Raw genomic sequence first — 23,163 nt, forward strand, 5'->3', positions numbered from 1 at the left:
TCACTGCATCGTGATCCCGCCGCTGACCGAGAGGGTCTGGCCGGTGATGTAGGCGGCGCGGTCGGTGCAGAGGAACGCGACGAGGCCCGCGATGTCGGACGGACGGCCGATGCGGCGCAGCGGGATCTGCCGGGCGAGCTTGTCGAGCAGGCCCGGGTGCCGCTCGGCCACCTGCCGGACCATGGGCGTGTCCGTCGGTCCCGGGCAGACGACGTTGCTGGTCACGCCGCCGCGCGCGGCTTCGCGGGCGAGGGTCTTGGCGAGCCCGAACAGGCCGGACTTGGTGGCGGCGTACGCGCCCTCGCCGCCCGATCCGGCGCGCGCGCCGTCGGAGGAGACGAACACGAGACGCCCGTGCCCGCGTTCGGACATCCCGGGCAGCAGGGCGCGGGTGAGCTGCATCGGGGCGCGCAGGTTGACCTTCCACATCAGGTCCCAGTGCGCCGGGTCGCTCTCGGTGAACGGCTCGACGATGCTGACGCCCGCGTTGTGCACGAGGACGTCCACCGGCCCGACCGCCCCGGTGAACGCGTCGATGGACGCGGGGTCGGCGAGATCGACGGGACGGGCCGTCCCGCCGAGGGGCTTCGCGGTCTCGGCGGCGGCGTCCGCGTCGAGGTCGGCGACGACGACGTGCGCGCCGAGGGAGGCGAGGTCGGCGCAGATCGCGCGGCCGATGCCGCCCGCGCCGCCGGTCACGACGGCGACGCGTCCGGTGAGGTCGAGACCGTCCATCAGCCCTCCCAGGCGCGGACCAGGTCGCCGGCGGTGGCGCGCGCGGCGAGCAGCGGGATCGTGTGCTTGAGGACGGCGTCCCCGTACTCGGCGGGCGTCCCGGCGACGGCGTCGGTGACGCAGACGACCCGGTAGCCGAGGTTGACCGCCTCCAGGCACAGGCCGGGAACGCCGAGGTTCAGCGACAGGCCCACGGCCACGACGGTGGTGACGCCGAGCGAGCGCAGCGTCATGTCCAGGGACGTCCCGGTGAACGGCGAGAACCCGTGGTAGCGGCGGGATTCGAGGTCGGACGGGTCGGACAGCTCGGGCAGCACCTCAACAGCGGCCGTCCCCTCCAGCATGTGCGCGGGGTCCTTGAGCAGCGCGCGCAGGAAGGGCGAGTTGCGGGTGTGGCTGCCCGCGCGGTCGGGACGGAACGCGGCCGTGCACTGCACGACGCGCACTCCGGCCGCGCGGGCCGCCGTCGCGACGCGGGCGGCGTTGGCCGTCACGCCGCGTTCGGAGCAGGTCGTCGCCAGGTCGGGGAAGCGGGCCAGGTCGCCCGCGACGCCGCGCTGCATCTCCATGACGAGCAGCGCGGTGTGGGCGGGGGCCGCGAGGTCGGTGAGATCGGTCGGCACCCGCCCAGCCTAAATGACCTAGCATTTGCTTGGGTAGATCCCTCAGCTCCGGCGGCTCTGCCCGTAGACGTGGACGCGCCGCCCCCGGTACTCGACGTCGCGCAGGTGGCGGTGCCCGATCCGTTCGGCGACGGCGACGGAGCGGTCGTTGCCCGGCAGGATCAGCGAGATCACCTCCTCGGCGTCCAGCACGGTGAAGCAGAAGGCGAGCGCCGCGCGGGCCGCCTCGGACGCGTACCCCTTGCCCCAGTGCTCGCGCGCGAGGCACCAGCCGACGCCGAGGCCGGGGAACCCGTGCGGGCTCCAGGGTCCGGCGCGTCCGACGAACGCGCCGGTGTCCTTCTCGACGAGCGCCCAGTGCGAGTAGCCGCGGATCTCCCGGTGCCCGATGAACACCGCGAGGTTGCGCCACACGTCGTCCGCGGACCGCCCGACGCCCTCGGCCAGCCCGTCCGCCACCTCCGGGTCGGCCATCATCGCGGCGTAGTCGTCGAAATCAGCTCCGGTCAGGGGCCGCAGCACCAGCCGCTCGGTCTCCAGTTCGGTCATGGGGCAACAGTCTGGAGCGGCGCTACGGTTTCCGCCATGGAGATCACGGTTCCGCACGCCTGGCCGTCCACGCCGTCCGACGCCGAGGCGATCCAGATCGCGTTGCGCGAGCGCGTGGAGGCGTCCGGTTCGGTCGCTCCGCGCACGGTCGCCGGGCTGGACGTCTCGTACGCGGGCGACGGGAGCGGCGCGCGCGGGCGTCTCGCCGCGGCGGCCGTGGTGCTGGACGCCGGGACCCTGGACGTCGTGGAGGAGTCGGTCGCGGTCGGCACGTCCGACTTCCCCTACGTCCCGGGGCTGTTCGCGTTCCGGGAGCTGCCGACGCTGGTCGAGGCGTTGCGCGGCCTCACCATCACGCCCGACCTGCTGGTCTGCGACGGCTACGGCCTCGCGCACCCGCGCCGCTTCGGGCTGGCCTGCCACCTCGGGATCATCACGGGCCTGCCGACGATCGGCATCGCCAAGACGGCGTTCGTCGGCACGCACGGGCAGCCGGGCCCGAAGCGCGGCGACCAGGCCCCGCTGCTGCTGGACGGCGCAGAGGTCGGCCGCGTCCTGCGCACCCAGGACGAGGTGAAGCCGGTGTTCGTCTCCGTCGGCCACCGCGTCGGCCTGGACGAGGCGTGCCGTCACGCGCTCGCCCTCGCGCCGCGCTACCGGCTGCCCGAGACGACCCGCCGCGCCGACCGCCTCTCCCGCGACCGTCTCGCCGCCCTCTAGAAGGGCGCCGTTTCTTCGAGACTGCGCGGGATCCGGAGCGCGATCGGGACTCTTGTCGGTCAACCAAGCGTGCGCTAGGTTGGGCGGCGATGGACGAGCCGCGCCCCGCTCCGACGCCGAGCCCGCCGACCGAGCCCTACTGGGCGGCCTGCCGGCGCGGTGAGCTGGCGCTCCAGCGCTGCTCGGGGTGCCGCCGCTTCGTGCATTTCCCCGAACTCCGCTGCCCCTACTGCGGCGGCGCGGAGCTCGCGTACGAAGCGGTGTCCGGACGCGGCGCCGTGCACACGTTCACCGTCGTGCACCGCTCGTTCCTCCCCGGTTTCGCGCCGCCCTACACCGTCGCCTGGGTGGACCTCCTCGAGGGCGCGCGCGTCTTCGGGGACATCACCGGATGCCCGCCGGAAGACGTCCGGATCGGGATGCCGGTCCGGGTCCAGTTCGCCGAGTTGCCCGGCTTCGGGCCGATCCCCCACTGGAGTCCCGCATGACCGATCTGCCGCGCCTCGGCACTGTGCTCTACCCCGCGCAGGACGTCGAACAGGCCGTCGCCTTCTACCGGGACGAGCTCGGGCTCACGCTGAAGTTCCAGGACGGCGACCGGTTCGCCGCGTTCGAGGGCGGCGGCACGACGTTCGCGATCGCCGGGCCCGAGGAGGACGTCACCGGGGGCGCGCCCGCCGCGTCCTTCAAGGTCGAGGACGTCGCGGCCACGGTGGAGAGGCTCACCGCCGCAGGGGCGACGCTCGTCCGCGGTCCCGAGGAGGGCCCGCACGAGATCCGCGCCGTGCTCCGCGACCCCGCCGGGAGCCCGCTCGTCCTCTACGGCTCCCGCTGACCGGCCGGTTCGCCCCAGCCGGTCCGTCCGCCCCGAAGCCTCGCCTCCCGCCGTCCGCCCCGCATCCCACCCCCTCCAGCTTGAGCCGAAGGAGCCGAGCCGTGGCGCGAGAGAACAGCCCCTTCACCAATTACGCCCACGCCATCCTGACCGCCAACGCCCTCCGGACCCCCGACAAGACCGCGCTGACCTACTGCGGCGACCAGAGGTTCACCTACGACGGCCTCAACCGCCGGGTGAACCGCGTCGCGCACGCCCTGCTCGCCGCCGGGGTCGCGCCCGGCACGCGCGTCGCGTCCCTGATGAACGAGACCCTGCACGTCGCCGAGGTGTACCTCGCGCAGATGAAGATCGGCTCGGTCGTCGCCGCGCTGAACCCGTACTGGCCCGCCGACACGCTCCGGCAGGTCGTGGAGCACTCCGACTGCACCGCGTTCGTGTACGACGCGACGGTCGAGGGCCTGGTCGGCCAGATCCGGGCGGACCTGCCGAACGTGAAGCTCTGGCTGCGCGTCGGCGGACCGGCGGACGACGCCGTCGACCTCGACGCGCTCGCCGCGAACGCGAGCGAGGCCGAGCCGCCGCTCGGCGGGTTCGGCGACGACCTGCTGGCGCTTTTCTACACCTCCGGGACGACCGGCCTCCCTAAGGCCGTCATGCACACGCACTTCTCCTCGCTGGCGTCCGCACAGATCTGGCTGGACGTCGAGCACGGCCCGGACTCGGTGATGGGCACCGGCGCGATCATCTGGGGCATCGGGTTCCCCGCGCTGGTCGGCCCGGCGTTCTACGCGGGCATGACGCTGGTCCTCGAACAGGACTGGGGCCCGGCGAACTTCCTCAAGGTCGTCCCGCGCGAGCGGGTCACGCACGTCTCGCTGATCCCGAGCTTCTTCTCCGCGCTGCTCGGCTCGGACGACCACGAGGGCGTGGACCTGGCGTCCCTGAAGGCGATCATGCTCGGCGGCGAGCCGCTGCTGCCCGCGCTGCGCGAACGCATCCTGACACGCGTGCCGGGCGCGGCGATCTACAGCTACTACGGCCAGACCGAGGCCCCCTACACCTGCTTCGGACGCCAGGACGACGGCAGCCAGGACATCTCGTCCTCGGGACGCGCGCGCACGTCCTGCGCGGTGCGGATCACCGACCCGGGCGGGAACCGGGTGGTGGACGAGGTCGGCGAGATCAACCTCGCCGGGCCGAACATGATGGTCGGCTACGACAAGCTGCCGGACAAGACCGCCGACGTCATGCGGGACGGCTGGTACGTCGGCGGCGACCTCGGCCGGATGGACTCCGGCGGATTCCTGCACGTCCTCGGACGCCGCGAGGACGCGATCCTCAAGGGCGGCCAGTGGACCCAGCCCGTCCAGATCGAGGAGGCGGCGCTCGAACTCGACGGCGTCGCCGAGGCGGGCGCGGTCGGGGTCCCGGCGCATCCCGAGGGACAGGACGCGGTCGAGCAGAAGGTGCTCATCGCGGTCGTCCCGCGCGCGGGCGCGTCGCTCACCGAGGACGCCGTGAAGGCCGCCCTCGCGGGCCGCCTGCCCGCCCACCAGCATCCCGACGTGGTCGTCATCGCGGACGAACTCCCGCACACCCAGGACGCGTCGGGCGGCCCCGGCAAGCTGCTGCGCCGGGGCATCCGCGACGCCTACGCCGACCGCGCCTGACTCCGCCGTTCCTGAGGAGGACTGTGAGCCACGTTCCCGAACACCAGGTCAAGGCGTGGATCTCCGGCTTCGGGGTGAGCGTGCCGCGCGGCGCGACCGCGAGCTCCCCCGCCGGGATCGAGGCCGCGGCCGACGGCCTGACCCCGCCGCTGGTCGTCAAGGCGTTCGGCCCCGGACTGCTCCACAAGAGCGACGCGGGAGCCGTCCGGCTGGGCCTCGACTCCGCCGGATCGGCCGCCGCGTCCGCCGCCGGGATGCTCGACGAGCTGGCCGGGAAGGGGATCGTCCCGGACGGCTTCCTGGTCGAGGAGCAGTCGGAGCCGGGCGTCGAGATGATCGTCGGCGCGGTGCGGGACCCGGCGTTCGGGCCGGTCCTGATGGCCGGGCTCGGCGGTGTCTGGACCGAGGCGCTGCGCGACACGTCCCTGCGGCTCGCCCCGATCACCGAGGCCGACGCGCACGCGATGCTGGCGGAGCTGCGCGGGTCGGCCCTGCTCGACGGCTTCCGGGGACGGCCGCCGGTGGACAGGGGCGCGCTGGTCAAGGTGCTCCTCGCGATGAGCGACATGGTCACGGCGCTCGGCGACGGGTTCACCGAGTTCGAGCTGAACCCGGTGATCTGCGGGCCGTCCGGCGCGGTGGCCGTGGACGCGCGCCTCGTCGGCCGGGACGATCTCGACCCGGCCGCGCCCGCCGCGACCGCGCCTCCGCGGATCACCGACTTCGACCGGCTGTTCGCGCCGCGCGGGGTCGCGGTCGTCGGCGCGTCCACGAAGCGGCCGAACTTCGGGAACATGTTCCTCACGTTCTACAAGGCCGTCGGGTACGCGGGACGGCTCGTCGCCGTCCACCCGACGGCCGAGGAGATCGACGGGGTGCCGTGCGTCCCGTCGCTCACCGAGGCGGACGTCGACTACGCGCTGGTCGCCGTCCCGGCCAAGCAGTGCGCGGACGTGGTGCGACATGCGTCCGGAGTGCCGTTCGTGCAGGTCATGAGCGGCGGCTTCCGCGAGATGGGCGAGCCGGAGCTTGAGACCGGCCTCGCGGACGCGGCGCGCGAGGCGGGCGTTCGGCTGCTCGGCCCGAACTGCATGGGCGTCTACTCCCCCGCGGGCGGGCAGACCTTCATCGGCGGCGAGCCGGGCCGTCCGGGACGGATCGCGGTCGTGTCGCAGAGCGGCGGGCTCGCGGGCGAGATCATCAAGGTCGGCGAGCGGCGCGGGCTGGCGTTCTCCAAGGTCGCGACGGTCGGCAACAGCCTCGACGTCACCCCGGCCGAACTCCTGCGGTACCTCGACGCGGACGACGGCACGTCCGCGATCGGCCTCTACCTGGAGGACCCGCGCGACGGACGCGGCCTGCTCGACGCCCTGCGCTCGGCGGGCCGTCCGGTCGTCGCGCTGGTCGGCGGGCGCAGCGACCAGGGGCGGACGGCCGCCGCCTCGCACACCGGCGGGATGATCGGCGACGACCGGATCTGGACCGCGCTCGGCGTCCAGACCGGGACCGCGATCGTCCGGAGCCAGGACGACCTGATCGGCGCGCTCGACGCCCTCGACCTGCATGGACATCGCACGGTCAGCGGAGACGGGGTGCTGGTGATCGGGCCGAGCGGTGGCGCGAGCGTCCTCGCCGCCGACGTGTTCGACGGCGCGTCCCTCGCCCTGCCGCAGTTCCCGGACGAGGCCGTCGAGGCCCTGCGCGCGCTCGGACTCGGCGCGGGCAGCTCGCTCGCGAACCCCCTGGAGATCCCGGTCGGCCCGCGCGGCAACCCCGATCTGGTGCGGAACGCCGTGACGTCCATCCTCGGGCGGCGCGCGTTCTCCGACGTCGTCGCGCACGTCAACGTGCAGAGCTTCTTCACCTTCGGGAACAGCGCCGACCCGCTCGTCGCCTACACGCGCGCGGTCGGACGGCTCCAGGCGGAGACCCCGGTCGCCCGGATCACGCTGGTCGTCCGGAACGCCGAGTGCGCCCCGCCCGGCGTCGAGGACCAGGTGCGGAACGTCGCGCGCGAGGCGGGCGTGCCGGTCTACCGGAGCATGGAGGCCGCCGCGAGCGCGGTGGCCGCGATGAGGAGGACCCTCGATGGGAAGTCTTGACGGCAAGGTCGCGATCGTCACCGGCGGCGCGCGCGGCATGGGCAAGGCGCACGTCCGGCGGTTCGTGGACGAGGGCGCGCGCGTCGTCGTCGGGGACGTCCTGGAGGAGGCCGGGGCCAAGCTCGCCGCCGACCTCGGGGACGCCGTCCGGTTCGTCCGGATGGACGTGACGCGGCCGGAGGACTGGGCGAACGCCGTGCGCGTCGCCGTTGAGACCTACGGCGGGCTGCACGTCCTGGTGAACAACGCGGGCATCCTCAAGCACAAGACGATCGAGGAGATGACGCTCGACGAGGCACGGGCGATCATCGAGGTGAACGTGCTCGGCCAGTGGCAGGGCATCAAGGCCGTCACCGGCGCGATGCGGGACTCCGGCGGCGGGTCGATCGTCAACGTGTCGTCCACCGAGGGGTTCATCGGGGCGGCCGGGCTGTCGGCGTACAGCGCGTCCAAGTTCGGCGTGCGCGGGCTGACCAAGTCGGCGGCGCGCGAACTCGGGAAGTACGGCATCCGGGTCAACTCCATCCATCCCGGGGCGATCGTCACCGGGATGTCGATGCAGCAGGACGTCATCGACGCGACCGCCGACCGCGCGGAGGCCCTGATCGAGGGCCTGCCGCTCGGCCGGCTGGGGAACTCGCGCGAGGTGTCCGGGCTGGTGGCCTACCTGGCGTCGGACGACGCGTCCTACTGCACCGGCAGCGAGGTCCTCGTGGACGGCGGCCTGGTCACCGGCTCCGGCTACTGACCCGGGTCATCGGCTCAGGCCGGCGCTGACGAGCTCGGCGGGACGCCGGTCGGCCCAGTTCTCGACCGACTCCAGCTGCGCGGCGAGCGAGATCAGCGTCGCCTCGTCGGAGTCGTGGCCGAGGAGCTGCGCGCCGATCGGCAGGCCGTCCCGGCTGAACCCGGCCGGGACGTTCACGCCCGGCCAGCCGAGCACGTTCCACGTCCAGGCGTAGGGGCACGCGGCGGCGACGCCCGACTGCGTCCTCTGGTAGCCCGCGCCCTCGAACGCGCCGACCCTCAGTGGGAGCTGCGCGGTGGTCGGGGTGAGGACGACGTCGGCGAGCTGGAAGATCCGCCCGACCCGGCGCCGGAAGTACGGGTCGAGGCGGCGGGCGAGCGGCAGCAGGCGGCGGCCCGCGATCCGGCCGATCCTCGCCTCCACCTCGGTGCGCGGCTCGGGACGCGCGTTCGGCATGGCGTCCAGCCAGTCGGCGACGCCGGTCGTGCCGCGCGGCACCAGGCCCATGAAGATCGGCCCGTAGTCGGGGTCGGCGGGGAACACCTTGTGCCCGAGCGCCGTGAACCGCCGCGCGAGCCGCTCGACCGCGAGCCGGATCTCCGGGTCGAGCCTGCCCGGCACGCCGAAGGCGGTCCTGTACGAGACGGCGATCCGCAGGCGTCCCGGCTCGCGCCGGGCCGCGTCGGCGAACGGCGTGACGGGACGGTCGAGCCGGTGGACGTCCTCGGGGTGGCTCCCGGTCAGGACGTCCAGCATCAGCGCCGCGTCCCCGACCGTCCGGGCGAGCGGGCCCCAGACCGTGATCCCGTTGAACGGGTCGCGGTTGGGGAAACCGGACACGCGACCGCGCTGCGGCTTGATGCCGACCAGGTGCGACCAGGCCGCGGGGATGCGGATCGAGCCCGCGCCGTCCGAGCCGACCGCCGCCGCGACCATGCCCGCCGCGACCGCCGCCGCGCTCCCCCCGGACGACCCGCCCGGCGTCCGCTCCGGGTTCCACGGGTTGCGCGCCCAGCCGAACCCGGGCGACTCGCTGAACGGCCACAGCCCGATCTCGCAGGTCGTGGTCTTGCCGACGATCACCGCGCCCGCCGCGCGCAGCTTCCGGACGACCTCGGCGTCCTCGGTCGCGGGCTCGTGGTCGGCGAGCACCGCGAACGGGGTGGTCTCGCCCGCCAGGTCCGTGTCGTCCTTGATCGCGACCGGGACGCCGAGCAGCGGCAGCCGCTCCCCCGCCCGCAGCCGCTCGTCCGCCGCGTCCGCCTCCGCCAGCGCGGCCTCGCGCCGGACGACCCGGAACGCGTGCAGCGACTCCAGCGCGTCGACGCGCGCGAGCGTCCGCCGGGTGAGCTCCCGCGACGAGACCTGGCCGTCCGCCAGCAGCGCCGCCTGCTCGGCCAGACCGAGGAAGTCGTCCATCCGGGCCCCTCTCCAGTTGTCGTTCGTTCGAACGAACGATAGCTCCGATGGTCCGGATGCGGAAGACTGGAACGGCTATGACCACCCCGAGCACCACCCCGGCGGGCGCCACGGGCGACAGCCCGCGTGACCGCATGCTCCAGGCGACCCTGGACCTCATCGCCGAGCAGGGCGTCGGCGCCGTGACCAACCGCGCGGTCGCCCGCGCCGCCGGGGTCTCCCTCGGCTCGCTGACCTACCACTTCCCGAGCCAGTCCGACCTGCTGCGCGAAGCCCTGGCCGCGTTCGTGGACGACGAGATCGCCCGCATCACCGCGCACGTCGAACGCCTGCGCGACACCGGCCTGGACGCGGGCGCCGCCGCCGACGAGGTGGAGAAGGCCATGGCCGGGTTCGCCGCCGACCACCACCAGATCGCGAACCTCGAGCTGCACCTGCACGCCGCGCGCGACCCCGAGGTGCGCGCCACCTCGGCCCGCTCGGTCGCCGCCTACGACCGGCTCGCCGCCGCGATCCTCACCGCCCTCGGCATCAGGGACGCCGACCGGCACGCCCCCGCCGTGGTCTCCCTGCTCTACGGCCTGGCCGTGCGGCGGCTGGCGACCGGCGACCGCTCGGCGTCCGGCACCGCCGACGCCCTCCGCACCCTCCTGGTCGGCCTCCCCCGCTGACCCGGATCGTCCGGCCGCCGCCCCTCGGGCACCGGCCCGCTAAAGCGACCGGCCCGCACGGCCCCGAGCGGGGTCTTGCGGGCCGTACGAGCCGATCACCTGTCTCCGGCAGAAGCCAAGACCGGGACCTCCCGGCTACTCGTCACGCTAAGCACCCGCGCCACCCCGGAGAACCCCTTTAACCCTCCCTTAGGGGTGGCCTGAGGCCGCGTTATCCCGGGGCCCTCGAATTCGGGGATGACCTGCGCGAACACGAAGGGCCTCCCGCGGCAACGGAAGGCCCTTCCACGTCGTGGTGCCCGCCCGAGCCATCGAACGTGGAGCCATCGACCCCCACAAGGTAAGGGCCGGGGCGTGTTGTTCGGTACGCATGGCGGCGCCGCTCCGCCCGCGCGGGGACGGCCGGGCCACTACAAGGCGCTGACCAGCGGAAACGCCAGATACGTGAGGCATCCTCGTTGTTCACAGTTTCCGCGTCGGGCGCGGTTCGTGCCTCTGCATGAGCAAGTGCCCGGTTCCGGCGGCAAGACGCGAACAACGATCTCTTGACCGGGCCGACCGGGCGCGGTATTCGCGCGGGACGTCAGGGACTCCGAACAACGTAACCGCCCAGATCGCTTTCGGAACAACGGGACGTCCGCCACGATGTTCGCGAGAAGGGCGCGGACCGCCCTTCGCGGCGGCAACCGCGAAGGGCCGAAGGACCGCGCTCGCTCGTTTTCCCCGCCCGAGCCATTCGTTCATCTGGGAGCTTCCTTGTCCTCTCCATCCGCGTTCGCGTTGTGCATCGTCCGTCCGGACGTGCGCGATGTCCGGGCCGCGCCCGTCGTGGTGCTGGTGGTCGTGCTGATCCTGCGGGGCGTCGATCCGTGGTGGGCGCTGGTCGTGGCCGCCGCGGCCGTTCTCCTGCGGACGTCCTCCGGCTGATGCCGCGTCCGGAGAACCCGCTCGATCCGGAGTCGGGTCCCGTCGCGGCGTTCGCCGTCGCGCTCCGGGAACTGCGGACGAGCGCGGGCGCGCCGAGCTACCGGGCCATGTCGAAGCGGTCCTACTACGGCTTCACCACCCTCGCCGAGGCCGCGGCCGGACGGCGTTTCCCCAGCTGGGAGATCACGCGCGCCTACGTCGCGGCCTGCGACGGCGACGTCCATGGATGGGAGCGGCGGTGGACGGAGACGGCCTCCCTCCTGCGCCGGACCGGCGACACCGGCCCGGAGGAGAGCGGCGAGCGCCCGCCTCCGCCCGCGCCCGGCCACCCCGGCGGCGCGATCCCGGAGCAGGCCGGACGCCCTTCTCCGGCGTCCGGCCGTCCCGGAGCGGTCACGGCCGGTGGAACGACGACCGCGACGCGGCCCGTGCCGTCCCCACCGCACGACAAGCTGGTCGCGACCGCCGAGACCGCCCGCGCGGACGACCGTCCGTGGACGTCCTTCCAGAGCCGCGGCGGACCGACCGTCCGGCGCATCCTGCTCGGCGCGCAGCTCCGGCGGCTCCGGGAACGGAGAGGGATCTCGGCCGAGGACGCGGGATACGAGATCCGCGCCTCGCACTCCAAGATCAGCCGGATGGAACTCGGCCGCGTCGGGTTCAAGGAGCGGGACGTCGCCGACCTGCTCACGCTCTACGGGGTCGTCGAGACGGGCGACCGCGCCCCCCTGCTGGAGCTCGCGCGTGAGGCCAACTTCCCGGGCTGGTGGCACCGGTTCGGGGACGTCCTGCCGACCTGGTTCGAGACCTACCTCGGGCTGGAGGAGGCGGCCTCGGTCGTGCGCGCGTACGAGCCCCAACTGGTCCCCGAGCTGCTGCAGAGCGAGGACTACACGCGGGCCGTCATCCGCCTGGGCACGCCGAACGCGCCCGCGGAGGACGTCGAGCGGCGCGTCCGGCTCCGGACGCGCCGCCAGGAGCGGCTCGCCGAACCCGGGGCCCCGACGCTGTGGGCGATCGTGGACGAGACCGCGCTGCGGCGCCCGATCGGCGGACGGGAGGTCATGCGCGGCCAGCTCGTCCACCTCGTCCAGATGGCGGACCTGCTGAACGTCACCGTGCAGATCGTCCCCTTCGTGCGGGGGGCCGTCCCGGTGAGCAACGCGTTCACCATCCTCCGCTTCTCCGAGACCGACCTCCCGGACGTCGTCTACCTGGAACAGCTGACCTCCGGCATGTACCTCGACAAGGAGGGCGACGTCGACGCCTACCTGGCGATGATGAACACGCTCAGCTCCGTGGCCATGAGCCCCGCCGAAAGCCTGTACTTCCTCCGGTCCCTGCTGGACCGGACGTGAGCTGACGGCGGGCTCGCTTAGGCTTCTGGGATGCGGGTTCCGTCTGACGGGGAGATCCGGGGGCTGCACGAGAAGCACGCTCCCTCGGCCGAGGCGTTCGAGCTGGTCTTCACGCACTGCGAGGTCGTGGCCCGGATCGCCGGGCAGTTCAGCGACAGTCCGCTGGTGCGGGCCGGGGCGCTGCTGCACGACATCGGCGTGTACCGGCTCTACGGGCCGGACGGACGGCTCGACTCCGCCGACTACATCCGGCACGGGGTGCTGGGTGAGGAGTTGCTGCGCGAGGAGGGGCTGCCGGAGGTGCTGTGCCGGTTCTGCTCGCACCACACCGGGGTCGGCCTCACGTGCGCGGACGTGCGAGAACAGGGGCTGCCACTGCCGGAGGCCGACTACCTGGCGGAGACGGACGAGGAGGCGATCGTCATGTACGCGGACAAGTTCCACAGCAAGACGACGCCTCCGGTGTTCGTGTCGGCGGCCGGCTACACGGTGAAGGTCGCGCGGTTCGGCGAGGACAAGGCGCTGGCGTTCAAGGCGATGCGCGAGCGGTTCGGCGATCCCGAACTGGACGGGCTCGCCGAGAAGTACGGGTTCGCGATCATCTGACCGGCAGGGTCGCGGGCAGGTTGAAGAGGCGGAAGACCTCCTCGTCCTGCGTGACGGTGTTGCGGAGGATGCCGGACGGCGTGACGTCCAGCACCTGGAGGGTGTGGAACTGCGCGGGGCCGCCGGTTCGCGGGATCAGGTACGCGGCGAAGCCGGGCTGGCCGTTGGCCTCCACGCGGAGGTGGCTCCAGTTGGTGCCGTTCAGCGTGTACACCCGCTTCATGAAGCCGAGGTACAGGTCGCGGCCGGTGTACCAGTTGACCATCGGCGGCATCTCCATGATGACGTCGGCGGTCAGGAGCGCCCCGAGGGCGGCCAGGTCGGCGCGCTCGAAGGCGGCGACGTAGCGGTCCACGAGGGCACGGGCCGACGGGTCGGACGGCTCGCCCAGGTCGTCCGGGTCGAGGTTCTCCTCGGCGAGGCGGGCGCGGGCGCGCTGGAGGGCGCTGTTCACGGCGGCGGGCGAGGTCTCCAGGGACGCCGCGACCTCGGCGGCCGACCAGTCCAGGACGTCCCGCAGGATGAGGACGGCTCGCTGCCGCGCCGGAAGAAGTTGCAGTGCCGCCACGAACGCCAGGCGGAGCGTGCCGCGTTCGGTGGCGGCCATGGCCGGATCGGTCGGGAGGGGCTGGAGCCACGGGACCTCGTGCCCGTGGACGAGCGGTTCCTCCGGATCGGTGCCGGGAGCGCCGATCCCGGACGGCAGCGGACGGCGGGCACGGGACTCGAGCGCGTTGAGGCAGGCGTTGGTGGCGATCCGGTACAGCCACGTCCGCATCGACGCCTTGCGCTCGTCGAACCGGTCGTAGGAACGCCACGCGCGCATCATCGTCTCCTGGACCAGGTCCTCGGCGTCGATGGCCGAGCCGAGCATCCGGTAGCAGTGGGTCAGGAGTTCCTGGCGGTGCGGCGCGGTGCGCTCTTCGAAGTCCACGTCCCGTACATACCGGACGAGGAACGAAAACTCATCGGACGTCCGCGATGAATTCCGGGGCGGTGCCCGGTACGTACCCGGCGACAGCACACCGACCTTGGGAGTGACCATGACCGACAACGAGACCGCCGTGCGCGACCTGTTCGACCAGCTGTGCACGGCGTGGGCGGACGGGGACGCCGAGGCGTTCGCCGCCCTCTACGCCGACGACGCCACCTCGATCTCGCCTATGGCGTTCGCGAGCGGCCGGGACGCGGTCCGCGACCGGATGGCTGGGGCGTTCGCGGGGCCGTTCAAGGGGACGCGCCTGCACGACGAGTTCCACTCCGTCCGGTTCCCGAGCCCCACGACGGCGCTGGTCACCGTCCGGAGCGTGGCGCTGCGCCCGGGCGAGGAGCCCGCGTCGGCGAGCGGCTGGCTCCACGCGACCTGGGTGCTCGGGACGGACGGCGACGGCTGGAAGGTGCACGCCTTCCACGGCTGCCCGGAAGCCTGATCACAGAGCGCCCGCCGCCTGCTGCCCACCGCCTGCCGCCCTGCCGCCTGCCGCCCTGCGTCCGATGAGTTTTGACGCGTCCGGGGGTCTCCCCTTGCACGGATCGGAGCAAGGAGGACCATATGAGCGGCATCACCGGAATCTGGGCGGCGGGCGTTCCCGTCACCGACCAGGACAAAGCGGTCGAGTTCTATGTCGGCGTCCTCGGCATGGAGAAGCGGCGGGACGTGCCGCTGGGACAGTTCGGCGGACGCTGGATCGAGGTGGCCCCGTCCGGGTCGCCGACGACGATCGCGCTGGTCCCGGCGAGCGAGGGATCGCCCGCCGGGCGCAGCACCGAGATCCGCCTCTCGACGACCGACGCGGAGGCCCTGCACACCGAGCTGGTGGAGAAGGGCGTGGACGCCGACGACGTCCTGCTCTGGGAGGGCGCGCCGCCGATGTTCGCCTTCCGCGACCAGGACGGCAACGGCCTCTCCGTCACCCAGGTCTAGCCGGGTCGGCCCAGGTCAGGCGGGGCGGACCAGGTCAGGCGGGGCGGCCCGAGCCGTCCGCCGGACGCGCCGACCGGGAGTGCCGCCGCCGGACGAGGCGGCGGGACCGTCGCTGCGGCGGCAGCCAGCGGGTCCGGAACCACATCTGGACCTGGGCCCCGCCGAGCGCGGACCGGTGGATGCGCAGGTGGCCGCCCGTGGACTCGGCGGCGCGACGCGCGATGTCCAGGCCGAGCCCGGTCGACCCCCCGCCGCTCCGGCCGCGTTGCAGCGCCGCCTCGGGGTCGCCGATGCCGGTCCCGGCGTCCGCGACGAGGATCCCCGTCACGCCGCGTCCCTGGTGCAGGGTGACCGCGAAGGCCGCGCCCTCGGCGGTGTGCTTGAAGACGTTGCCGAGCAGGGCGTCCACGGCGGCGGCGAGCTCGGTGCCCGGCAGCGGCAGCGGGGCCGGGCGGTCCGCTCCGATCAGCTCGCACGACCGGCCCTCGTCCTCGGCCAGGACGGACCAGAACCGGACGCGGTCGCGCAGCACCTTCGCGGCGTCGCAGCTGCCGCGCGCGGTCGGCCGCCGGACGGTCCGGATGATCTGGTCCACCTCGCGTTCGAGCCGGTCCACGGCCTCCCGGGTCTGGTCGGCGACCGGCCCGCCGCCGAGCGCCTCGGCGTTCAGCCGCAGCGCGGCGAGCGGCGTGCGCAGCCGGTGCGACAGGTCGGCGGCCATCTCCCGCTCGGCCGCGAGCAGCTGGACGACGTGGTCGGCCATCGCGTTGAACGCGAGCCCGGCCTCGGCGACCTCCGGCGGGCCGTCCGGGACGACACGGGCTCCGAGGTCGCCGTCGCCGAACGCGGCGGCGGTGTCGGCGAGCCGCCGGGTCGCGCGGATCACCCGCGCGCCGTGCCGGTCGGCCGCCAGCACCGCGCCGCCGACCAGGACCACCGCGACCAGCCCCATCACCAGCCAGGACCGCGCGACCCCCCGGGTCAGCTCCGACCGCGGCACGAACACCTCGACCACCACGACCCGGCCCCCGGCCAGCGCCACCGGCTGGAGCAGCGACTCGCCGCCGGGCACCGGGACGGTCGTCGAGTGCCCGCGCGCGACCGCCGCCGCGACCTGCGCGGACGTGGCGGACACACGGCCCGGCGACGGCACGGTCGTGTCGTCCGGGAGGTGCAGGGTCATGCGGTGCTCCGCCCCGGCGGGCCCGGACGCGACGGCCCGCTCCAGGTCGTCCGGGACGCGCGCGGCGACGAGGTCGGGGACGATCGAGGCGGCCTGCCGCTCGGCGGCGCTCACCGCGCGGGCGTGCACGGTGTCCCGCATCAGCAGCGCGAGCGGGATGAGGAACGCGAGAGCGGTCATCGCCGACGCCGCCAGCGCCACCACGACCAGCGTCCGCCTCACGCCACCATCCTCACGCCCACGCCCTCACGCCCACGCCACGCCCTCACGCCCACGCCCGCGCCCTCGCCCACGCCGTCGGGATCGCCGTCAGGGGCCGACCAGCCGGACGCCGACCCCGCGGACGGTGTGCAGGTAGCGCGGTTTCGCGGCGGTCTCACCCAGTTTGCGCCGCAGCCAGGACAGGTGGACGTCGATGGTCTGGTCGTCGCCGTACGGCTGCCGCCACACCTCGGCGAGCAGCTCGCGGCGCGCGACGACGTGCCCGGGACGGGCGGCGAGGTAGGCGAGCAGGTCGAACTCGCGGCGGGTCAGCTCCAGCGGAGCGCCGTCCAGCGCGGCCTCGCGCCGGTCCGGGTCGATGCGCAGGCCGCCGACCCGCAGCAGCACGGACGATCCGGACCGCGCCGCCCGGCGCAGCACGGCGGCCAGCCGCGCGGACAGGTGCTCGGCGGAGAACGGCTTGATCAGGTAGTCGTCCGCGCCCGCGTTGAGCAGCCGGACGATCTCGGGCTCGTCGTCGCGCGCGGTGGCGATGACGACCGGGACGTCGGACACGCCGCGCAGCATCTTCAGCACCTCCCCGCCGTCCAGGTCGGGCAGCCCGAGGTCGAGGACGACCACGTCGGGCGGCGCCTGGGTCACCTCGCGCAGCGCGTCCATCGCGGTCCCGGCGCTGCGCACGACGTGGTCGCGGACGGCCAGCTCACGGACCAGGGCGCCGCGGACGTCCGGATCGTCCTCCACCACGAGCACACGCGCCATGGTCCGCACGTTACGTCAGCATCGGGGCACTCGGGGAGGGATGTCACATGTTGTCCGCGAGGCCGTACCGCTCGGCGAACGCCGTGACGCTCCCGACGGCGTCCCGGGATCGCCGCCACGGCCGGACGATCAGCCGGTCGACCCCGAGTTCCGCCCACGCGGCCACCTCAGCGGGGTCCTCGAGGGCGTAGGCGTGCGCGGTGATCTCGAACGGCTCGTCGCCGCGTCCGGCCTTCTCACGGAACTCGCGCAGCAGCTCGATCCGGGGCCGGATCCGGTCGAGGGTCTGGGGCATGGAGATCCAGCCGTCGCAGAGGGTCGCGGCGCGGCGGAGGGCGGCCTTCGACTCGCCGCCCGCGAGGACGGGCAGGCGCGGCTGGACGGGCTTCGGCTCGAACGCGACCTCCGGGAAGGAGTAGAACTCGCCGTGGTGTTCGACGGCGGGCTCGGCCCAGAGGCGGCGGGAGACGGCGAGGGCCTCGTCCAGGCGGCGGCCCCGGGTGGCGAAGTCGAGCCCGGCGGCGAGCCATTCGCCCTCGTACCAGCCCGCGCCCACGCCCACGATCGCGCGGCCGTCGGAGATCTGGTCGAGGGTCGCGAAGGCGCGGGCGGCCGTGAAGGGGTGCCGCAGGCCGTAGAGGTAGACGGCCGTGCCGAGCCGGACACGGCTGGTCAGCGCGGCCAGCGCGCAGAGGTAGGCGGGCGCGTCGTAGAGCGGGGTCGCCGGATTGATGCCGGGTTTGTCGGTGTCGGGATAGGTGGCCGTGGAGAGGTCCGTGGCGAAGACCAGGTGCTCGGCGAGCCAGACCGACTCGAACCCGGCCCGGTCGGCGGTGACCGCGAGGTCCTTCCAGGTGGCCGGATGGACGAGGCCGAGCGGGATGCCGAACTTCACGTGGTCCTCCCGTCGGCGCGGTCGCGCGTGAGGGCTTCGGGGTCGCGGTGTCCGGGCGGGCCGTGACCTCCGCCGCCGGACGTCTCGACGATCAGGGCCTCCCCGGCGGCGAGCGGCTGGCGGGTGGCCTTCGCATCGAGCGGTTCGACCCGTCCGTCGACGCGTTCACGCCGGTAGGAGCCCGGACGCCCGGGTGAGCCGCCGGACGCGCCGGGCGGCGGACGACGCAGGCGGTCGCCGCGCGTGTCGACGCGGGCGTCCTCGAGCACGCGCAGGACGGTCCGGGTGCCGAGGCCGCCCCGATGCCGTCCCCGCCCGCCCGAGTCGGGGATGAGGGAGACCTCCTCGATCCGGACGGGCAGCCGGGCCTCGACGGGCTCGACCTGCGGGACGATGTTGCGCCCGCCGCCGAACAGGGCGCCCGTGGCGTCGACGCCGTCGCCGTCCGGGCGGGCTCCGGTGCCGCCGAGGTCGAACGCCATGTGCAGCCAGGGCGTCCGGACGCCGCTGATGCTGAACGCCTGGAGGATCCCGGACGCGGCGGCGCCGTCCGGGGCGATCGCCGACAGGACGGCCTCCTCGGCGGCGGCGACCGTGCCGAAGCGTCCGCCGCCGGGGAACGGCCGGGTGCAGTGGACGAGCGTGCCGCGCGGAAGCCGGATGTCGACGGGCGTGAAGCAGCCCTCGTTCATCGGCAGGGCCGGGTCGACGAAGCAGCGCACCGCGTACAGGACGCCGCCGATGGTCTGCGAGAACCCCGAGTTCACCGGCAGCGGGACCTGCTCGTCCGTCCCGTCGAAGTCGACGGTGAGGCCGCCCGACCCGTCCGAGGTCACGGCGACGCGGACGGTGTGGCCGTCGTCCAGGGTGTAGGACGCGCGGCGCGTGCCCGCCGGGATGCCTGCCAGGCCGTCGCGCATGCGGCGTTCGGTGTGCGCGAGGTAGTCGGCGACGCCGCGCGCGAGCCCGGCGGGCGTGTACGTCTCGATGATCTCCGCGAGCCGCCGCGCGGCGACGTTGGCTCCGGCGACCAGCGCGCGCAGGTCGCCGACGAGCCGCTCGGGAGTGCGGCTGTTGGCGGCGAGGACGCGCACGAGATCGTCGACGAGCCCGTCGGCGGTCGCGATCCGGACGGGCGGCAGCTGAAGACCCTCAAGGAACACGTCGGTCGCGTCGGAGGCCATCCCGCCTGCGGAGATGCCGGAGAGGTCGGCGACGTGGATGAGCGTCCCGGTGAAGTAGGCGGGCATCCCGTCCACGAAGACCGGCTTGAACACCAGCAGGTCGTTGGCGTGGATGCCGCCCTGGTAGACGTCGTTCAGGACGAACACGTCGCCCGGTTCCATGGTCTCCGCCGGGTGCGCGTCCAGGAGGAACGGCAGGGCGCTGCGCAGGCTGGCGCACTGGATCAGCGCGGTCGACAGCGAGTGCGCGACAAGACGTCCGCGCGCGTCGAGGATCGCCGCCGCCGCGTCCGCGCCCTCCACGATGAACGCCGAGTACGCGGACCGGACGACCACGATCCCGGCCTCCTCGGCCGCGACGCACAGCGCGTTCCGCAGGATCTCGGCGGTCAGGTCGGGCGCGGTCCCCTCGGCGGACGTCATGACCGTGCCTCCAGGAGGATCGCGCCCTCGTCGTCCACGGTGCCGCGCCACCCGGACGGCACGAGCAGCGAGCTTTGCGGTTCGGTGACCACGCACGGGCCTTCGAACGTCTCGCCGGGCACATGGCTCGTGCGCGCGCGTACCGGAACGTCCAGCCACTCCCCAGAGAGCCAGATCCGACGGGATGCAGCGGGCGACGGCACAGGAGTCACGCGCGGCGAAGGCGGATCATCGCCGGGGAGCGTCACTCGTACGCGCGCGGTGGTCAGCTCAACAGGATCGCGCAGATCGATGCCGTACGACTCGTGGTACCGCTTGTAGAACTCCTCGGCCGCGCGCTGGACGGTCTCGGGCGTGACCGGCCCGGCGGGCAGCTCGACCGTGAACGCGTGTGCCTGCCCGACGAACCGGATCCCCACCGATCGGACGGTCACGGCCTCGCCACCAGCGGAAAGATCCGCGCGAGCGGCCCGTTCCAGCTCGTCCAGCAGGTCGGCGAGCTCTCCCAGCGCGTCGCGGCTCGCCGAGCAGGACGTCAGCCGGGAGACCGGCGCGAGGAAGGTGCGCGCCCGCTCGATGGCGAGGTCGGCGTGCAGCAGCCCGGCCGCCGAGCCGACCCCGGCGTGCGGCGGGACGAGCACCCGCCCGATCCCGAACCGCTCCGCCAGCCGGGCGACATGCGTCGGGGCAGCGCCACCCAGCGCGACCAGCGTGAACCCCCGGGGATCGATGCCCCGCCGGACGGTCACGACGTGCACGGCCGCGCCCATCTGCGCGCCCGCGATGTCGTGGATCGCGGCGGCGGCTCCGATCACGTCCACGCCCAGCGGACGCGCCACATGCTCCTCGATCGCGGACCGGGCGAGCGACGCGTCCAGGTGGAACGCGCCGAAGCCGTCCGGAGCGAGGTAGCCGAGGACGAGATCGGCGTCGGTCACGGTGGGCAGGGTTCCGCCGCGTCCGTAGCAGGCGGGCCCGGGATCCGCGCCCGCCGAGCGCGGGCCGACGCGCAGGGTTCCGGCGTCCGCCCACGCGATGGACCCGCCGCCCGACCCGACCTCGGCGAGGTCGATCGCGGGCACCTTGATCGGGACGCCGGTCCCGGGCCGCCGTCCGCCGTGGCTGCCCTTGCCGCCGACCTGGAACTCGTGCGTGATCCCGGGACGCCCGCCCCGGACGAGCCCGGCCTTCGCCGTCGTCCCGCCCATGTCGAAGCAGACCAGATCGGCGAGGCCGCGCCGCGAACCGAGTCGCGCGGCCGCGACGACCCCGGCCGCCGGACCCGACTCGATCGTGTACACGGCCCGGTCGGCGGCGAGCGCCGCGGGCAGCACGCCGCCCGCCGACTCCATCACGCGCACCGGCGCCACGACCCCGACCCCCCGCAGCCGCTCTTCGAGTCTGCGCAGGTAGGCGGCCATGACCGGCCCGACGTAGGCGGACATCAGGGTCGTCGTGGCCCGCTCGTACTCCCCCAGCTCCGGCCACACGTCACACGACGCGACGACCGGCGTCCCGTCCGGCAGCCGCGCCGCGACGATCTCCGCGAGCCGCCGCTCGTGCGCGGGATTCACGTACGAGTGCAGCAGGCAGATCGCGACGGCCGAGACCCCCAGCCCCGCGATCCGCTCGGCCACGGACTCGGCGGCCTTTTCGTCCAAGGGCGTGAGCACGGCTCCGGTGGCGTCGATCCGTTCGGGAACGGCGAACGTGTGCGTCAGCGGCACGGGCGGCTCCGGCTGCACGAAGAACCGGTCATACCGGTCCTCCTCCACACGCGCCTGCCGTCCCAGCGCGAGCATCGACCGGAACCCCTCGGTCGTGACGAACGCGACCGGCACACCCGTCCGCTCCAGGATCACGTTGGTCGCGAGCGTCGTCGCGTGGACGAACCGGGTGACCTCCCCCGCCGGGACGCCGCCGTCCGCGAGCGCCCGCCGGACGCCGCGCAGCAGACCCTCGGTCGGGTCGTCCGGCGTGGTCAGCGTCTTGGCGACCACGACGCGTCCGTCCGGGCCGGTCAGCACCACGTCGGTGAACGTCCCGCCGACGTCGGTCGCGAGGGTGACGCTCATCCGCACCTCCGCCGCATCACCTAGCTAGCGCTTGGTACGTTAATGGGCATGATGCTGGACGGCAAGATCGCGGTGATCACCGGCGCGGGCCCCGGCCTCGGCCGCACCCTGGCGGTCCTGATGGCCCGCGAAGGCGCGGACGTCGCCCTCGCCGCCCGCGGCGCCGACACCCTGAAGTCCATCGCCGAACACGTGAAAGCCGAGGGCCGCCGCGCCCTGCCCGTCCCCACCGACATCTCCGACCCGGCCCAGGCCGAGCGCCTCGCCGACACGGTCATCGCCCACTACGGACGCGTGGACGTCCTGGTCAACGCCGCGTTTCCCGGCTCACACCGCCGCAACGTCCTCGACATGGACGACGCCTACCTCGAGCAGTGGCGCAAAGCGGTCGAGATCGCCGCCTTCGGCACACTCCTGGCCTGCCGCCACCTCGCCCCGCACATGGTCGCGGCCGGGACGGGCTCGATCGTCAACATCACGTCCATGTCGTCCCGCACCGGCTACGCCGGACGCAGCGACTACGCCGCGGGCAAGGCCGCCGTGCACCTGCTCTCCCACTGCCTCGCCGACGAACTCGGCCCGTCCGGCGTCCGCGTCAACTGCGTCGCCCCCGGCTGGATCGCCTCCGACGTCCTCGACGACTGGATGCGCGCCCGCGCCGAGGCCGGGAACACCACCGTCGAAGCCGTCCGCGCCCACGACACCGCCGCCATGGCTCTCCGCCGCATCCCCACCGAGGAGGACGTGGCCCGCGCCGTCGTCTTCCTCGCCTCAGACCACGCCGCCGCCACCACCGGCGCGACCCTCGACGTCAACGCCGGCCAGCAGTTCACCTAGCCCACGTCACCTGTCGTAGCGCGGCAACCCGTCCGTGCTCAGCCGGACGTCGAACAACCCGAGTTCGATGTCGTCGCCGAAGTGACCTTCGGTCACCTCGTCCCAGTCCCCCACGCGGTCGGGTCGCGCCAGCAGCCGCCACACGCCCTTGCCGGGATCCACGACAAGGAGGCGCTCCACCCCGGCACGCGAGTACCACTCCTCCTTGCCGTCACCCGGCCGGGAGTTGACCTCCACCGCCAGGGCGAGGTCGCCCGGGTCGGCGATCCACGTCTCCGCCTCGTCCCACTCGACGGGCAGCACCGCGAGGTCGGGCGTCACGTAGTCGTCGTCATCGTCGGGCATGGCGACCGACGACACCTCATAGGCCCCCAGGTTTCCCGGCAACCCGGGCTCCAGCTGAAGGCGCAGCCGCCGGACGATCCCGGCATGCTTGCCACGCGGCGTCGGCGACATCATCAGGGTGCCTCCCAGGATCTCGACCCGCAGCCCGGTGGCCTGCTCGATCTGCTCGGCCACCTCGCGCAGGTTGCCCGGCCGCACAGGGATGGAATGCAGCGCCATCACTCCCCCTTCGGTCGACACCGCCTCCACCCTACGTGTCAGTGCACGAGCGCGGCGGTCGGGGGACGTCTGCGACCAGAACTGACGGCGATCACCTTCTCACGGAGCGTGCACGGGAGGCGAATCGG

At 73.6% G+C, this 23,163-nt stretch carries 24 protein-coding genes; 13 read left to right on the forward strand and 11 right to left on the reverse strand.

Going from position 1 to position 23,163, the window contains the following annotated elements:
- The 3 genes from P696_RS0108750 to P696_RS0108760 are packed head-to-tail and all read right to left on the reverse strand — an operon-like array spanning position 1 to position 1,907.
- Complete coding sequence (locus tag P696_RS0108750) at positions 1-735, reverse strand: SDR family NAD(P)-dependent oxidoreductase (protein ID WP_026412049.1); 735 nt, start codon at positions 733-735, stop codon at positions 1-3.
- A complete protein-coding gene (locus P696_RS0108755; protein WP_026412050.1) occupies positions 735-1,358 on the reverse strand; it encodes an isochorismatase family protein in 624 nt (207 codons plus the stop codon). Before P696_RS0108755 ends, P696_RS0108750 begins: the two co-directional genes overlap by 1 nt.
- Positions 1,359-1,400: 42 nt before the next feature.
- On the reverse strand, positions 1,401-1,907 hold the full coding sequence (locus tag P696_RS0108760) for a GNAT family N-acetyltransferase (protein WP_026412051.1): 507 nt from the start codon (positions 1,905-1,907) through the stop codon (positions 1,401-1,403).
- Positions 1,908-1,943: 36 nt separating this feature from the next.
- Between P696_RS0108760 and P696_RS0108765 the strand changes: the two genes are divergently transcribed.
- From P696_RS0108765 to P696_RS0108790, 6 genes are all read left to right on the forward strand, one after another.
- A complete protein-coding gene (locus P696_RS0108765; protein ID WP_026412052.1) occupies positions 1,944-2,627 on the forward strand; it encodes an endonuclease V in 684 nt (227 codons plus the stop codon).
- Positions 2,628-2,716: 89 nt separating this feature from the next.
- Entirely contained in the window at positions 2,717-3,115 is a 399-nt protein-coding gene (locus P696_RS0108770) for a Zn-ribbon domain-containing OB-fold protein (RefSeq protein ID WP_026412053.1), read from the forward strand.
- On the forward strand, positions 3,112-3,462 hold the full coding sequence (locus tag P696_RS0108775) for a VOC family protein (protein WP_034483495.1): 351 nt from the start codon (positions 3,112-3,114) through the stop codon (positions 3,460-3,462). Before P696_RS0108770 ends, P696_RS0108775 begins: the two co-directional genes overlap by 4 nt.
- A gap of 101 nt (positions 3,463-3,563) precedes the next feature.
- Positions 3,564-5,135, forward strand: a complete 1,572-nt coding sequence (locus P696_RS0108780; RefSeq protein WP_026412055.1) for a class I adenylate-forming enzyme family protein — start codon at positions 3,564-3,566, stop codon at positions 5,133-5,135.
- A gap of 23 nt (positions 5,136-5,158) precedes the next feature.
- On the forward strand, positions 5,159-7,237 hold the full coding sequence (locus tag P696_RS0108785; RefSeq protein WP_026412056.1) for an acetate--CoA ligase family protein: 2,079 nt from the start codon (positions 5,159-5,161) through the stop codon (positions 7,235-7,237).
- Positions 7,224-7,985, forward strand: a complete 762-nt coding sequence (locus P696_RS0108790; protein WP_026412057.1) for a glucose 1-dehydrogenase — start codon at positions 7,224-7,226, stop codon at positions 7,983-7,985. The genes P696_RS0108785 and P696_RS0108790 overlap by 14 nt, the downstream gene beginning before the upstream one ends.
- 6 nt (positions 7,986-7,991) lie before the next feature.
- Here the strand turns inward: P696_RS0108790 and P696_RS0108795 are convergent, their stop codons facing one another.
- A complete protein-coding gene (locus P696_RS0108795; RefSeq protein ID WP_026412058.1) occupies positions 7,992-9,404 on the reverse strand; it encodes an amidase in 1,413 nt (470 codons plus the stop codon).
- 77 nt (positions 9,405-9,481) lie between these two features.
- Here P696_RS0108795 and P696_RS0108800 point away from each other — a divergent pair, with 77 nt between their 5' ends.
- The 4 genes from P696_RS0108800 (at position 9,482) to P696_RS0108815 (ending at position 12,966) form a co-directional block, all read left to right on the forward strand.
- A complete protein-coding gene (locus P696_RS0108800) occupies positions 9,482-10,075 on the forward strand; it encodes a TetR/AcrR family transcriptional regulator (protein ID WP_051467060.1) in 594 nt (197 codons plus the stop codon).
- A gap of 756 nt (positions 10,076-10,831) precedes the next feature.
- Positions 10,832-11,002, forward strand: coding sequence for a hypothetical protein (locus P696_RS55725; protein ID WP_157429565.1), 171 nt, complete (start codon positions 10,832-10,834; stop codon positions 11,000-11,002).
- Positions 11,002-12,360: a helix-turn-helix domain-containing protein gene (locus tag P696_RS59225; protein WP_425394132.1), complete on the forward strand. Its 1,359-nt coding sequence runs from the start codon at positions 11,002-11,004 to the stop codon at positions 12,358-12,360. Before P696_RS55725 ends, P696_RS59225 begins: the two co-directional genes overlap by 1 nt.
- A gap of 30 nt (positions 12,361-12,390) precedes the next feature.
- Positions 12,391-12,966: an HD domain-containing protein gene (locus P696_RS0108815; RefSeq protein ID WP_026412061.1), complete on the forward strand. Its 576-nt coding sequence runs from the start codon at positions 12,391-12,393 to the stop codon at positions 12,964-12,966.
- On the opposite strand, the gene P696_RS0108820 is transcribed toward P696_RS0108815, so the two are convergent.
- Positions 12,959-13,900, reverse strand: coding sequence for a sigma-70 family RNA polymerase sigma factor (locus P696_RS0108820; RefSeq protein WP_026412062.1), 942 nt, complete (start codon positions 13,898-13,900; stop codon positions 12,959-12,961). The genes P696_RS0108815 and P696_RS0108820 overlap by 8 nt on opposite strands.
- Before the next feature lie 109 nt (positions 13,901-14,009).
- On the opposite strand from P696_RS0108820, the gene P696_RS44170 reads away from it, so the two are divergent.
- Positions 14,010-14,396: an SgcJ/EcaC family oxidoreductase gene (locus P696_RS44170; RefSeq protein ID WP_034483969.1), complete on the forward strand. Its 387-nt coding sequence runs from the start codon at positions 14,010-14,012 to the stop codon at positions 14,394-14,396.
- Between the two features lie 122 nt (positions 14,397-14,518).
- Positions 14,519-14,890 (forward strand): VOC family protein, encoded by a 372-nt coding sequence (locus P696_RS0108830; RefSeq protein ID WP_026412063.1) that lies wholly within the window; start codon positions 14,519-14,521, stop codon positions 14,888-14,890.
- A 34-nt stretch (positions 14,891-14,924) separates the two neighbouring features.
- On the opposite strand, the gene P696_RS0108835 is transcribed toward P696_RS0108830, so the two are convergent.
- The 5 genes from P696_RS0108835 to P696_RS0108855 all read right to left on the reverse strand — a co-directional run bounded on the left by P696_RS0108835 (position 14,925) and on the right by P696_RS0108855 (position 21,634).
- A complete protein-coding gene (locus P696_RS0108835; RefSeq protein WP_026412064.1) occupies positions 14,925-16,295 on the reverse strand; it encodes a sensor histidine kinase in 1,371 nt (456 codons plus the stop codon).
- Positions 16,296-16,382: 87 nt separating this feature from the next.
- Positions 16,383-17,057 (reverse strand): response regulator transcription factor, encoded by a 675-nt coding sequence (locus P696_RS0108840; RefSeq protein WP_026412065.1) that lies wholly within the window; start codon positions 17,055-17,057, stop codon positions 16,383-16,385.
- Between the two features lie 43 nt (positions 17,058-17,100).
- Positions 17,101-17,952, reverse strand: coding sequence for a TIGR03619 family F420-dependent LLM class oxidoreductase (locus P696_RS0108845; protein ID WP_026412066.1), 852 nt, complete (start codon positions 17,950-17,952; stop codon positions 17,101-17,103).
- Entirely contained in the window at positions 17,949-19,559 is a 1,611-nt protein-coding gene (locus P696_RS44175) for a hydantoinase B/oxoprolinase family protein (protein ID WP_051467064.1), read from the reverse strand. The genes P696_RS0108845 and P696_RS44175 overlap by 4 nt, the downstream gene beginning before the upstream one ends.
- Entirely contained in the window at positions 19,556-21,634 is a 2,079-nt protein-coding gene (locus P696_RS0108855; protein ID WP_026412067.1) for a hydantoinase/oxoprolinase family protein, read from the reverse strand. Before P696_RS0108855 ends, P696_RS44175 begins: the two co-directional genes overlap by 4 nt.
- A gap of 48 nt (positions 21,635-21,682) precedes the next feature.
- Between P696_RS0108855 and P696_RS0108860 the strand changes: the two genes are divergently transcribed.
- Entirely contained in the window at positions 21,683-22,471 is a 789-nt protein-coding gene (locus P696_RS0108860; protein WP_051467066.1) for an SDR family oxidoreductase, read from the forward strand.
- Between the two features lie 6 nt (positions 22,472-22,477).
- Here P696_RS0108860 and P696_RS0108865 read toward each other — a convergent pair whose 3' ends face one another.
- Positions 22,478-23,035, reverse strand: coding sequence for a Uma2 family endonuclease (locus tag P696_RS0108865; RefSeq protein ID WP_051467068.1), 558 nt, complete (start codon positions 23,033-23,035; stop codon positions 22,478-22,480).
- Between the last annotated feature and the right edge of the window lie 128 nt (positions 23,036-23,163).

The sequence above is a fragment of the Actinomadura oligospora ATCC 43269 genome (genome assembly GCF_000518265.1).
GTDB classification, from domain to species: Bacteria; Actinomycetota; Actinomycetes; order Streptosporangiales; family Streptosporangiaceae; genus Spirillospora; species Spirillospora oligospora.